General features: G+C 40.7%; 13 protein-coding genes and 1 rRNA gene. 6 read left to right on the forward strand and 8 right to left on the reverse strand.

The features are described 5' to 3' along the window. Nucleotides 1–47: 47 nt before the first annotated feature. From E4K68_RS08115 to E4K68_RS08125, 3 genes are read right to left on the reverse strand one after another with little or no spacing between them, the layout of a single operon-like run. A complete protein-coding gene (locus tag E4K68_RS08115) occupies nucleotides 48–1541 on the reverse strand; it encodes an acetaldehyde dehydrogenase (acetylating) (RefSeq protein ID WP_135378424.1) in 1494 nt (497 codons plus the stop codon). Between the two features lie 58 nt (nucleotides 1542–1599). Next, nucleotides 1600–1890 (reverse strand): BMC domain-containing protein, encoded by a 291-nt coding sequence (locus E4K68_RS08120; protein WP_135378450.1) that lies wholly within the window; start codon nucleotides 1888–1890, stop codon nucleotides 1600–1602. Between the two features lie 30 nt (nucleotides 1891–1920). Then, the gene (locus E4K68_RS08125) at nucleotides 1921–2220 is read right to left on the reverse strand and encodes a BMC domain-containing protein (protein WP_135378425.1); all 300 of its coding nucleotides are present in this window, start codon (nucleotides 2218–2220) and stop codon (nucleotides 1921–1923) included. 408 nt (nucleotides 2221–2628) lie between these two features. On the opposite strand from E4K68_RS08125, the gene E4K68_RS08130 reads away from it, so the two are divergent. The 4 genes from E4K68_RS08130 (at nucleotide 2629) to E4K68_RS08145 (ending at nucleotide 6568) form a co-directional block, all read left to right on the forward strand. Continuing rightward, the gene (locus E4K68_RS08130; protein ID WP_135378426.1) at nucleotides 2629–3543 is read left to right on the forward strand and encodes a choline kinase family protein; all 915 of its coding nucleotides are present in this window, start codon (nucleotides 2629–2631) and stop codon (nucleotides 3541–3543) included. A gap of 675 nt (nucleotides 3544–4218) precedes the next feature. After that, nucleotides 4219–5472, forward strand: a complete 1254-nt coding sequence (locus E4K68_RS08135; RefSeq protein ID WP_135378427.1) for a DNA polymerase IV — start codon at nucleotides 4219–4221, stop codon at nucleotides 5470–5472. A gap of 349 nt (nucleotides 5473–5821) precedes the next feature. Then, entirely contained in the window at nucleotides 5822–6169 is a 348-nt protein-coding gene (locus tag E4K68_RS08140; protein ID WP_135378428.1) for a YkgJ family cysteine cluster protein, read from the forward strand. Nucleotides 6170–6292: 123 nt separating this feature from the next. Continuing rightward, entirely contained in the window at nucleotides 6293–6568 is a 276-nt protein-coding gene (locus E4K68_RS08145; protein WP_243450303.1) for a hypothetical protein, read from the forward strand. 38 nt (nucleotides 6569–6606) lie between these two features. On the opposite strand, the gene E4K68_RS08150 is transcribed toward E4K68_RS08145, so the two are convergent. Together E4K68_RS08150 and E4K68_RS08155 are read right to left on the reverse strand one after the other, a co-directional pair. Beyond that, nucleotides 6607–8505, reverse strand: a complete 1899-nt coding sequence (locus E4K68_RS08150; protein ID WP_135378429.1) for an ATP-binding protein — start codon at nucleotides 8503–8505, stop codon at nucleotides 6607–6609. Further along, nucleotides 8498–9193 (reverse strand): response regulator transcription factor, encoded by a 696-nt coding sequence (locus tag E4K68_RS08155; RefSeq protein ID WP_135378452.1) that lies wholly within the window; start codon nucleotides 9191–9193, stop codon nucleotides 8498–8500. The genes E4K68_RS08150 and E4K68_RS08155 overlap by 8 nt, the downstream gene beginning before the upstream one ends. 173 nt (nucleotides 9194–9366) lie before the next feature. Between E4K68_RS08155 and E4K68_RS08160 the strand changes: the two genes are divergently transcribed. Next, the gene (locus E4K68_RS08160; protein WP_135378430.1) at nucleotides 9367–9840 is read left to right on the forward strand and encodes a hypothetical protein; all 474 of its coding nucleotides are present in this window, start codon (nucleotides 9367–9369) and stop codon (nucleotides 9838–9840) included. 327 nt (nucleotides 9841–10167) lie between these two features. Here E4K68_RS08160 and E4K68_RS08165 read toward each other — a convergent pair whose 3' ends face one another. Then, on the reverse strand, nucleotides 10168–10824 hold the full coding sequence (locus tag E4K68_RS08165; RefSeq protein WP_135378431.1) for a pentapeptide repeat-containing protein: 657 nt from the start codon (nucleotides 10822–10824) through the stop codon (nucleotides 10168–10170). 292 nt (nucleotides 10825–11116) lie between these two features. Between E4K68_RS08165 and E4K68_RS08170 the strand changes: the two genes are divergently transcribed. Beyond that, nucleotides 11117–11848 carry a hypothetical protein gene (locus E4K68_RS08170; protein WP_135378432.1) on the forward strand — a complete coding sequence of 244 codons (732 nt, stop codon included), beginning with the start codon at nucleotides 11117–11119 and terminating at the stop codon, nucleotides 11846–11848. Between the two features lie 106 nt (nucleotides 11849–11954). On the opposite strand, the gene E4K68_RS08175 is transcribed toward E4K68_RS08170, so the two are convergent. After that, nucleotides 11955–12893: a metallophosphoesterase gene (locus tag E4K68_RS08175; protein ID WP_243450304.1), complete on the reverse strand. Its 939-nt coding sequence runs from the start codon at nucleotides 12891–12893 to the stop codon at nucleotides 11955–11957. 273 nt (nucleotides 12894–13166) lie between these two features. After that, nucleotides 13167–13273: ribosomal RNA gene (rrf, locus tag E4K68_RS08180) — 5S ribosomal RNA — on the reverse strand; the annotation flags it as partial.

The following is a 13273-nucleotide window of genomic DNA, read 5'->3' on the forward strand; positions in this document are numbered from 1 at the left end:
TCTCCTTCTCACTTTATTCAGTAGGATAAATTCTTATTGGCTCAGCGTTATCGAAGTTGCTCAAGTAATTTTTCGAGCAATTCTTTCAAATCGTGCGAACTTTCTATGGAACTCTGATTGTCAGAGCGTGAATTTCCGTTTTTTTCAGGAATCTCTCCCGCCTGTACACCCTTTGTTATATCCTCCAGCTTTCGCACACCATAGCCGACTTTTCGGATGTTAATCAAGTTCATGGGTGTGACATTATCAGAAGTAAAGCCGCCCCCTGCTGCGCCGCAACCCAAGGTTAATGCCGGAAAGAGATTGGTTGTCGCTCCTATACCCCCTAATGATGCGGGAGTATTCACCAGGACTCTTGATACAGGTTTTTTTAGGGCAAATTCACGAATCACAGCCTCATTCTTCGAGTGAATCACCAAGGTATGTCCCCGACCCTCATTAATAAGCAATTCTATGCATTTTTCGCAGGAATTCATCCAATCCTTTTCAACGTAGAATGCCAGAACCGGGCAAAGCTTTTCTCTAGAATACGGATTGTTAGGAGATACATATTTTTGTTCGGAAATCAATACTTTTGTATTTGCCGGGACACATAGGCCACTTTGCTGAGCCACCTCAATAGCTGATTTACCGACAATTTCCGGATTCAAACTATCATCGGGACGAAAAAAAAGCTTACTAAGCTGTTCCGATTCCTGTCCTGACATGAAATAAGCTCCACTTCTCCTGAGTTCTTGCCTTACTTCATCGGCGATACAACCCTCAGCAACAATGGATTGTTCCGAGGCTGAGACAATTCCATTATCGAATGTTCTGCTGGCAATAATATCTTCCACGGCCTGATTTATGTCAGCTGAACGCTCGATAAAGGCTGGTCCATTACCCGGGCCACCATAAATGGTTGGTTTACCGGATGTATATGCCGCACTGACCATCTTGGGTACACCAGTAATCAGAATAAGCGATGTGTCTTTGTGGTTCATCAATGCAACTGTACCGTCCACAGCCAGTGTTCGCAAATATCCGATAGCACCACTTGGTAATCCACTTTCCTCCGCAGCCCGTATTAGTATATCAAGCACCTTGGCGATCGTTTTTTTGGCCTTAGGATGAGGAGAGAAAACAATAGCGTTACCAGATTTTATGGCAATCAGTGCTTTATATATTGTCGTGGATGCAGGGTTCGTTGAAGGAGGCAATGCGACAATCACTCCAACGGGTACGCCAATATCCATGGTCTTGTTTTCTTTGTCTTCACCAATAATCCCAACAACCTTCATGTCCCTGATTTTCTTATACAGAAAATCGCTCGCAAAAACATTTTTGACAAACTTGTCCTGCCATTTACCAAATCCCGTTTCTTCATAGGACATAATGGCAAGTTCCCTGGCATAGTTATACACTGCTTCAGCCATATGCCCGACAATATTATCTAGTTTTTCCTGGGGGAAAGTCGCCAGTACCTTTTGAGCCTCGCGGGCGTTTTCCACAAGAATCCGAGCCTCTTGGACGGAGAGCAAATCATTGTCAATCCTATTCATATCTCAGTCACTCTCCCCTTTCCGCTCGCAGAATCAAAGGTTCAACAAATGCGTTAAACTACCAGTCAATAACGTGTTTAGCGATAATCTTTTCTACGTCCGCATGCGGCCTGGCAATGACATTGGAGCTATAGATCTTGCCCACCTTGCTGGCTTCTTTGATGCCAGCCTCTACAGCCGCTTTCACCGCTCCTACGTCACCACGAATCACGACGGAAATTAAACCGGAAGCCACATTTTCATAACCAATCAATTCCACATCCGCAGCCTTGCACATGGCATCCGCAGCTTCTAGCACCGAAACCAGGCCATACGTTTCTATGAACCCCAAAGCACTGTTCTTGTCCACACGGATACCCCTTTCCAAACTAATCAATGTTCATTCCGCATCAATGTCATGTCTCGAAACAATCTTGCCTACCCGGCTGATGGGGCGGGGCATAACATGGGAGGCTGTCACCTCGCCAATGGCTGCTGCCGCTGCTGCACCGTTTTCTACAGCTGACCTCACTGCAGCCACATCGCCTTTAACCATAACCGTGACAAGCCCAGAACCCACATTTTCATACGAAACAAGAACAACGTCAGCCGTTTTACACATGACATCCGCTGCTTGAATTGCCGGAACCATACCTCTTGTTTCAACGAGACCCAATGCCTCTTCTCCAAAATATTCCATTGAAACAACCCCTCTCTCTATAGATTTAAATTTCAAGGATTGTTATTTTCATCTTTTTTATCAGCCGATAATTTGTTGCTTTTATAATATCGCATGCAGAAATTGTTTTTTTGAAGAATATATAGATATAATTAGCATTATTATATCTAACAAAATCGATTTCTTGTACAAAGAGTATTTTATTGCACAATCGATATAAACGTTCCAAATTCATGAATTCATCGAGTTAAAAACACCTTTTATCTTTAAATCACATTTTAAAAACTACTAAACCGGGAAATTTCACGACAAGCCTAAGCCACCTGAATCCATTGGTCCAGAAATGCATTGATTTTGTTAGGTTTTTTTGCTAAAGTAAATTAAAAATAATCCTAAAATCCAAGTTTCAAAACCTTGGTGGAGTTATATATGAGAATGGAAGAATTAGTCCAAGAAAAGCTGCGCCATGCTTTTCACGATGAAAGCATTGTATTCGACAAATCCCGTTTTACCGGCGGACTTACCAATTACAACTACATAATGAACATTAAGGGTATCGAATATGTCATCAGGCAGCCCGGCGGCATGACGGAACAGATTATTGATCGAAAAATGGAAAGTGTCAATAATAATATTGCCTCAGAGTTCGGCGTGAACTCTGATTGCATTTACTTTGATGAATACAGCGGAATCAAAGTAAGCACATACATAAAAAACAGCCAAAACATGGCTAACTCTGATCCTTCTTCTCCCAAAAACCTGGAATCCGTTTCTAATATAATGAAAAAAATCCACTCCTCTCCAAAACATTTTTCAAACCGCTTCGATTGGCAAACGGAGCTTTCCAAATACGAACTGATTATCCAACAACTACACGGCGGCTTTTTCTTTGATTACTCAACCCTAAAAGACCGATTAGTCACTTTTGTCCAAGAAAACATCAAAAATACTATCTTGGCCCCCTGTCACAATGACACAGTGCCTGAAAATTTTATCATTGACGATACTGGCAGAACATATCTAATAGACTGGGAATATTCTGGAATGAACGATCCCTGTTGGGATGTGGCAGCCTACATTCTTGAATCCAAACTATCCGCAGAAGCTATCCACCATTTAATTCAGAACTACTTCAGCCGTCCACTGACTCCTATGGAAGAATTAAAAATAAAAAGCTTTATGATGGCACAAGATTTACTCTGGACGGCCTGGGCTTTAATCAGACATTACAATGGCGACGACTTTCTTGGATACTGCTGTATTAGATATGAACGCTTCCGAAAAAACATCAAAACAATGACCAAATCACCCCATTGTTCCATTGCCAGCATGGTCATGAGTTGAACCTCCTTTTTGGCTAGATTCTTGGGGCTACCCGGTAGACCGACAACAAAAAAGGTGCCAATCGACAAAGGGTTCGCTCGGATATGGCAAATACGCCACGTCCCTGGCGGTTCCATTTATCAACCCTAGCACCGTCAGTGACCTTAGTAGGGTGTGGGAGAACCTAGTTGTCCTGAGTTGAAGTAAAGCGGGTACTTGCTCAGTCCCCCACAGTACGTGATTATAGTCTATGTAGCTGTGACGTCTGTCGGGTTCCGAATAAATCATAAAATAGGCCCCGCCTTGCTCCAAGGCGGGGCCTATTTTATGTTGCCAAAAAATGCAATCAAAATAAGGATGCCAGTAGATGGCATTCTTATTTTGATTTATCTGCGGGTCTTTAGAGAGATTCCTCTATATAAAGTTGCTTAAGGTATATGGAGCCACTACCGGCTTCACTAAACGCCCAACAATCGAAGCTTATAGTTATTACTTCCCATTTATATACCACTGCGACAAAACCAGATTCGCAGCCTTGTCAACAAGTAGTGCCTTAGATTTGATATTCGCAGATCGGCTGGTCGACTTAACAGAATGTATAGTTATTTTCTATTATTTGGCGAATGTATTCTCTTTACCTAGAACAAGTGTTTTGTTACAATAGAAACAAGTATTCTAAGAAATAGGGTGAAGTGCATGAGCCGAAGGATTATATTTCATATTGACGTGAATAGTGCCTATTTGTCTTGGGAAGCCGTTCATCGATTACAGCATGGCGATTCGCTTGATTTGAGGTCCGTACCTTCAGTAATCGGCGGCAATCCAGAAACTCGGCATGGAATTGTTTTAACGAAGTCGATTCCCGCCAAAAAATTTAATATTAAGACAGGGGAAACCATCTACTCTGCCAAAGCGAAATGCCCAGAGTTAATAATAGCGCCACCGAATTATAAGTTGTATATGCAGTGTAGCAAAGCTTTTGGGGATATTTTAAGGGAGTACTCACCCTTTGTTGAGCAATACAGCATTGATGAATATTTTATGGATTTCACGAACATGGAACGCCTTTTTAAAGACCCCGTTAAGGCAGCTTATTTGATTAAAAATCGTATCAAACATGAGCTGGGTTTTACTGTCAATGTCGGTATTAGTACGAACAAGATCTTGGCTAAGATGGCTTCAGAGCTTAAGAAACCCGATAAAGTACATACTATTTTCCCAGACGAGATTGCAGAGAAAATGTGGGTTCTCCCGATTGAGGAACTGTTTATGGTTGGTCGGGCAACTACTAAGAAGATGCGGAACAGGGGTATTAATACAATTGGGAATTTAGCCCATTATGACCCTAAGATCATTAAGCTCTTTCTAAAGAGTCATGGAATGTTGGTCTGGAATTACGCAAACGGAAATGAAGCAAGCCCAGTGAGGGAATGCCGTAGACCAATGATTAAGGGAATTGGCAACTCTACGACAATTGCTTTTGACGTTGAGGATAAAACGACTGCCCATTTGGTCCTGTTGTCATTGACTGAAACTGTTGCCGCAAGGTTAAGGCAATCAGGTTATTGTACTCGATTGGTATCTATTTCATTAAGGACGAACGAGTTTTATAATTGTTCGCACCAGAGGAAGATCTTCTCTGCAGTTGATTGTACAAATGCGATTCATAAGATTGCTTGCGAATTGTTTGACGAGTTATGGAAAGGTGAGCCGGTTCGACATTTGGGAGTAAGGGTTTCAGAGCTATGTCAGAATGATTTTCAGCAATTAGCTTTTTTTGAAAGGGATTATGTTAAAGAAAGGGCCGTGGATCAGGCTGTCGATTCGATACGTGCGAGATTTGGTAATGGGTCAGTTTTTAGGTCATCCTTTTTAAATAGCGGGGTACGCTTTAGCAGTGGCGGAACAGTGGACGACGAGGAATATCCAATGATGTCTAGTTTGCTATAGTTGCTGAACCGTAATCCCGTAATGTGCTCCATTTTCGGCTACCATAGCTTACAAGGACAAAGTAGAGACAACCATCTTAATGGTTGTCTCTTTGGGGTACTCCCTCTTTTTTAGGTTTAACATGTCCATAAGATCCTCTATCAAATCAAGAGGGATGCAGAGGACTTTATGCTATTAGAGTTTATGGATATTTGATATTGACAAATAATTATTTTTATGTTATAATATTTAGCCAATTTGATTGACAACTAATACTACATTGTTTTATTATATAAACAAATTGGTCCATTTTGTTTAGTTATAAACGTATTACAAGCCAATTAATGTAATTATTAGGAGGTTAATCTATTTGGAAAGCCTTCCATGTGCAAGCTGCAAGGGGTTATGTTGTGGTCCTGTTCCAGTAACACAGCAAGAGTTAAAGGATATTAAAAATCGAATTATGGAGATGCCTCATCAATATCGTTTGAAGTTAAAAAATCAGCTTCGGTATTATGGAACCTGTATTTTCTATGATCTTGATAAAAATAAATGCAGCATTCATTCGGCAAGACCTTCCATCTGTCGTGCATTTGGACATTATAGTAATTTAATTTGTTTCAGAAAACCAGAGGTGGCTAAGAAGCAGAATTGGAACGTCACAGAAAACCCCATTGGCATCTTGTCTGTAGACTATACTTGGAAGAATCTTAAGTGACTCCAGTGTTCTCTTCACATTAGAACTTTATGTATAATACTAACCTTGTAAAGCAAACCTAATTCATACCCCAAGATTCTCGTCAAAACATGAACAGACTAACCATTACTGGAGGTGAAGCTTGTGGAAGAAGGAATTGAGGGCTACGACAGTACCGAAGGTTCGATATTATTCACCGAACTTTTTACCTCTGAATTTATGCAACGGTACACACAGTTTGAATCCATCGAAGAATTATTATCATCGGGCGGATTTGAAGTAAATTCAGAAGAAGATTATGAGGCTATCCCAGATGAAGACATCGACATTCATGTGGCAAAGACGACCAACTTTAGTTCTTGGAAAGAAATGCTTACCGACGCGGTAGAAGCCTATACTATTAAACAATCAGGCCATTAATTTCTCTTCGACACACGAGTAATTAGATCCATTAATGACTATCGCTTTTTCTCGAAGTTAGCGAAGTGCTCCTTTGAACCATTTACGATTAGGGGCAGTTTTATTTCTATTACAGTACCCTTTTCAAGTTCGCTCTGCATTGAAACCCTCCCATCATGAAGCTCTATCAAATGCTTAGCAATAGCAAGGCCCAGCCCTGTGCCTTTACCTTTTCGGGATTTATCAACTTTGTAAAAACGATCCCAGATATGGGTTAGTTCATCGGCTTCAATACCATACCCCTGATCGCGAATTATGACCGAAAGCGTATTAAGCTCAAGCAGCGTTGTTTCAACCGTCACCTTGGTGTCACATGGGGAATATTTGATAGCATTGTCTATAAAGATAACAAACAGTTGCCGCAAACGATCATAATCCCCCAAAAATGGAGGGACATCTTGCTTAGACAGATAGTTGATCTCAATCCCCTTTTTCCCCGCGATTGTCTGAAGACCCTTTATAACGTCCGAAAGTAGACTCGGGATATGAAGTTTCTCCCTATTCATCGTAATTTTACCGGATTGAAGGCGGGAAAGCTCCAACAGGTCTCCCACCAAACGTTCCAACCCACGCGTTTCTGAAAGCATCCTTTGGTAGTAACGCTTAATTTCCTCGCTTTTTCCAACAGTACCATCCACCAATGCTTCAATGGATCCACGGATGACTGTCAGGGGAGTACGGAATTCATGGGACACATTAGCCACAAAATCCCGTCGTAGTTGTTCAAGGCGCATACTTTCACTGATATCTTGAACCAACGCAACACTTCCTGTAATCTTACCATTGTTGTCCAGAATGGGTGAAAAGGTAAACATGAGTTTTTTACCCGCCCAATCTTTCAGTAGTTTCGTGGACATCTTTCTTTTCATAACGTTCTTAAGTTGGGCCTCAATTTCTAGATGATTGAGGTCCATTTCTATGTCTTCTGGCAAATACGGAGAGGGTCTATTCATAATTTCCGAGATAGAGTAATTAGCACTCACTGGTTTAAGGCGCGTGTCAAAGGCAATGATCCCTTCGGAAATACTCGATATGATATCCTTTAATTTTCCTTTCTCTTGAAAAAGCTCATTTATTGTAGAGCCTAGCTCATTAGCCAAAAGGTCGAGTGAATTCCCAAGCTGCCCCAATTCATCCGTGCGCTTTACCCCTGTTCTTGCTGAATAATTCCCCTTCATTATTTCTAGCGCAGTTCGATTCATTGCGTGCAAGGGACGGGTAAAGAGCAGGGAGTAAAATATCCCTAATCCTACCGCAAGAAGTAATGCGGCTAGAAGACTAATCAGTAAAATACGCACGGCACGGTTCAGCGTTTCTGTAACGCCTATTACAGGTGAATGGAGAAGCACGGAGCCAATGGTTGCCTGATTGGAATCAACGATCGGGACGCCCACAGTTATCGTTGCTTCGTTATAGACGCTACTAAAACTTTCGCTGATGGATTCCTTTCCGGAGAGAACCTCTTGAATGACGTTTTCAGCCTCCTCAGGTAAGGGAACTGAATTTGTCAAAGAACCCTGACCCATACCCTTTCCTTTCCCCTGCCCCATGCCCATGCCTGACCCCATTCCAGACATTAGTGATAAGTTACCTTTTTTGTCAGTTATCCATACTTTAGATTCAGTTAAAGTATCAAGAGAGCGCATGTATCCCCCAAAACCGCGCATCTGGCCATTCATGCCATTGATACCGTTCGGACTGTTCAGATCCATGCTTTGGATGTACTCGGCCACAGCAACCGAAATACTTCTTGCACTAGCCAACATAGTCTTTTCCCGGCTATCAAAAGCATATTGCCTAAACATTTGAATAAAGAATATCCCTATGGCCATCATCGAGATGAGCACAATGATGACAAAAGCTGCCGTTAATTTAAAGGCAATTTTATTTTTAAGCATGTTTGACCTCAAATTTATATCCTACACCCCAGATGGTTTTAATATCCCAGCTAAAGGTTTCAGGAAGGTTTATTTTTGATCTAAGCCGTTTGATATGGGTGTCCACAGTTCGTGCATCGCCAAAATACTCATAACCCCACACACTGTTCAAAAGGTTATCTCGCGAGAAAACCTTTCCTGGGTTGGATGCCAAAACCCATAAAATTTCGATTTCCTTCTTAGTAAGACTTATTGCCTGTCCCTCAATCAAGACCTCATAGTCCGATAAATTAATTTTTAGGCCTGGGTGATAGATAACCTCTCCGCCTTGTTCATCAGAAAACTCAAGGCGCCTTAAAACAGCACGAATTCGCGCCATGACTTCTCCTGGGCTAAAAGGTTTTACAATATAGTCATCCGCACCAATATCAAGCCCCATGATGCGATCTCCATCTTCTCCTTTGGCCGTTATCATGATAATTGGTACATTTGAACTTTGGCGAATCTCTCGGCAAACCACAAAACCGTCTTTTTTAGGCATCATGACATCCAACAGTAAAAGCAATGGTTTATATTCGATAAACTTCTTAATTGTCTCTTCACCATCATGCGCAACAATCGGCGAATACCCTTCTTTGGTGACATAGGTCGTTAATATATCAAGGATGCCCTCATTATCATCCGCAATGAGTAGATACTTGGTCAAAATCATTCCCCCTCCTATATAGTTTATCATTAATTCAATTCCAGTTTGTGTCATATTTAAGGCAAATAAATGAAATGCCATAGTTGTTTCAAACATCTGACAAACTTTTGCCATAATCTTTCGATAATATTGAGACACGGGTTAGATCAAACCAAATCGAAAAGGAGCATATTTGTATGAAAAACTTTAAGAAACTCGTGGCAGCTGCCACAATTATTGGAATTGTAGGAGTGGTAGGAGTAGCCGGTGCTTCCTATACCACTGGCTCAACTTCGCCAGCGAGTATTGTCGCTGGGTTGACCGGTCAATCCGTAGACCAAGTTATGGCAGCGCGAGCAGCAGGTAAAACCTATGGAGCCATTGCTAAAGATGTAAGAAAATTAGATGAGTTCAAAGCTGAGAATTTCGAGCAGAAAAAGGCGGCTCTTGATCAAAGGGTAAAGGATGGCTATTTGACTCAAGAACAGGCGGATACACTCTATAATTCCATGAAGGCTAACCAGGCAACTTGTGACGCAACTGGCACTGCGACAACAGGCCAAGGAAAAGGCTTAGGTTTTGGACAGGGGCAAGGAATGGGCGCTGGTGCCGGGCAACGTAATGGTAGTGGTATGAGTAGAGCTATGAAAACAAGGAACCTTTCAAACTAATACGTTATAAACCTCATACTACCATTTCTTTTATCAGTCATGCCATCTCGATCTGCTTTCCCTCAAGGGCAATTCGACTCTTCAGAGATACGAAAAAGGAACCACTCTTCAGATCTTCCTGATCTGAAGAGTGGTTCCTTTTTGTCATTTGGCACAGAACTCATGGCTTCTTGTTCTTGTAAGGCCTTTTTACGTTTGATAATTCACCAAATGCCGAAAAATTTTCAGTTCAATATCCTCCTTTTACTTCTTCTGCAATGATATGCTCTTATTATGCATAGTATCCGTCAGCAAAAAGCAAATAGCCCCTATACATACCCCTATTAGCTAGCTTTTAATTACAAGTCCCAAAAGCTTTGAGAAAGATATTACTTGTTCAGGATAAACAATACATCCATATAGGTCTTCGACGGTTACCCCTAACCCATCTAGTTTACAACTACTTAAATCAATTCCTTTTAGTTTTGTTCCTGACATTCCGGTCTGCTGTAAATTAGAATTGTTAAAACCTACTTTTAAAAACTTAGATTTAAAAAAATCAGCATTAGATAATAAACAATTATTGAAAATTACTTGCTTACAATCCGAAAAACGAAATAAAGCATAACTTCCATTGCAGTTATCAAACAGTACATTTCTCAGAGCAGATTCACTCATATTCGTTCCAACAATTTTACAGTTAATCATCTCTACCCTATGTAGGACAGACTCGCTTAGATCCAGATTCGATAAATCACAGTTTTCAAACTTAACATCTGTTAAATCAAGGTACTTAAATGAAACCTCTTTAAATGTCACATTTTTTAAAATTAGTTCTTTAAAGGATACATGATCGGCAGTTTGATTCTCTATTAAGCTATTACTAATAATACCCCCAGTAAAAGAATCTTCAGGTTTGAATATTTTATTATCAAACGAAAGCATGTCGAATTTTTTCGGGAAATTAGGGGGTAGTATTTTTAAACTTGATATTCTATCTTCCATTTAGAAATCCCTCCAACGTGTAAACTACTTTTGAGATTGTCATAGTTAAGTTAGTACAACGGCTGTTTGAAGAATACTACAAAGCTTGTTAATGGTCAACAAAGCCCTCCCGATCAAGAAGCAACGGACTGCATCCCCATTCTAAGATCATTGCGAAGGCCGAAGTTAAAATAATTAATCTTCACAAAATCTTAAGGAAATCTGGACACTATGATCAGATTATTTTAAGTGATTAGCCAAATACTACTATAGTGGTTAAACACAAACTAACTAAATTAAAGGGGGACGAAAAATGAACTTGAAAAAGACAACTATTTTAATTACAGGAGTTTTAGCTATGACAATGAGTGCTGGGGTTGCATATGCGCTTCCAGCCACCAATGCAACTCCGCCCACTACCGGAATTGTTTCAACTGATAAAGTCGGGGATAAGGCTAAGGTTCATCATAGACGAAATTGCGGAGTTTCGTTTGCCAAAATTCTCGAAATGGACCCCAAATTACTCGAACAGGAATTGAAGTCCGGTAAAACTTTGGCTCAAATTGCAGTCGCCAAGGGAATCACTGCTGATATATTAACGCAAAAGATTAAAGCGGAATTTGACAAAAACATTAATGATGCTGTAACAAACGGAAAGCTGAGCAACGAAAAGGCTACTGAGCTTAAAGCAAAAACTTCTGAAAAAGCTGCCAACCTAGTAAACAAATCTTTGACTGGGCCTAGAGGAGACGTTGGCAAAAGAAATGAATTTAAGGCTGTTCGGCAGCAAATTTCAGCTTTTCTAGGTGTGGAAGAAACTCAGCTTAAAGACAAACTAAAAAGTGGCATGTCCCTTGTCGAAATAGCCAAAGAAAAGGGCATTGAAAAAAATGCTCTGATCTCCAAGGTTCAATCAATTATGAAAGCAGATTTGGACCAAGCCCTTAAAAGTAAAAAGATTACAGCAGACGAAGCTACTCAAATAGAGAGCAAGCTTCCTCAAATGATTGAACGTATGGTTAATCATGTTAATGCTCCAAAATAAATAAGCAAACAAATGCCCACAGCTCAGCTGTGGGCATTTGTTTGCTTATTTATTTTATGTTAGCACAGGACTTATTGAAGTGACACAGACTCGTTTATACTATCGGTTAATTTGAGATAACTTCGGTGAAAAGCCAAGATTTTTCTTTCAGATCTCTTCCCTTTACTACGACCGTGTTTCCATAGACTTCTATATACAATCCCTTTATGAGTGGCTCTCTCGTTCTACCTTGACCTTGCGCATGCTGCACAATGGTATAATGTACCGCACCAGTATGGACTTTAGTATAAGGTTGATTTAATACCACACTTTTATCCGTCAAATCAGCGTGAGTGTGTGAATTAAAAAGTATGACTTCCGGATATTGGGCAAGTATTTTTTTAAGATTGTCACTTTGATCTGATTCAACCCATCCGTTATTGGGGTTACTATTGAATGGTTGATGGAGAAAAACAAACATTGGTTTACCCGATAGATAATTTTTGGCTAATTTGTCCTTTAACCATGTCTGTTGTTCAACCGAGATATAAGCTCTAATGGAATCAAGGGTATAGGAATTACCATCCTCAGACCCTAAAGAGATAAAATGATAACCATTAATCCAACGATCGTGATAGACCTTTTCTTCACCCGCGAATTCAAGGTAGCGACTGATAAAGGTCTTCACATCCTGGGAAGTATTTTTTTCGATATTATAGTTGAAAAATTCATGATTCCCAATATTTCTGATGATCGTTTTGGGTAATAAAGACCTATTTTTAGAGAGAGTCCTTTTAAGCGCAGCGTATTGTTCAGTTATCCCCTGATCCACTGTATCTCCATTTAGTATCAGAGCGTTCATTTTTGGATTAATGCTATATAGATCATAGATTGCCTTTTGAAGGCTATCATTGTTGCCATGAACATCTCCTAAAACTGCGAAAGAGAGGTCGGCCTGAGTTATCTCGGAGTTATTCATCGTGTGTGACGATATAATGTCATGATTCTGAAAAAGCGATAGCCCAAACAGCATTAGGACACAAAGTATGCGTATTATCTTCTTCACTTTCGCCGCTCCCCCTCAGATTTATAATTATAATATAGGGATGGCATTCGACATTCGATTTTGAATTCCCTGCAAACGTTCCTGATCCTCGCCTTCAATGTGGGTACACGGCAGAGTTTTAGAGGCTGCATCCATCCATGTGTTTCAATGATGTTATTCCAGCCGTGTGGATCGAAGGGGTGGAACCTCGACCCCATAGACGTTTAAATGCTTGAAAATCGTTCGTTCTAACACAAAAAGACTACCTCGTTAGAGATAGTCCTTTTGCTGTTTACCTGGCGATGACCTACGTTCCCAGGGGCCTGCGCCCCAAGTATTCTTGGCCCTGAAGGTCTTAACTTCCGTGTTCGGTATGGGAACGGGTGGAACCCCTTCGGCAT

Origin of the sequence: Desulfosporosinus sp. Sb-LF (genome assembly GCF_004766055.1) — a bacterium.
Lineage (GTDB): Bacteria > Bacillota > Desulfitobacteriia > Desulfitobacteriales > Desulfitobacteriaceae > Desulfosporosinus.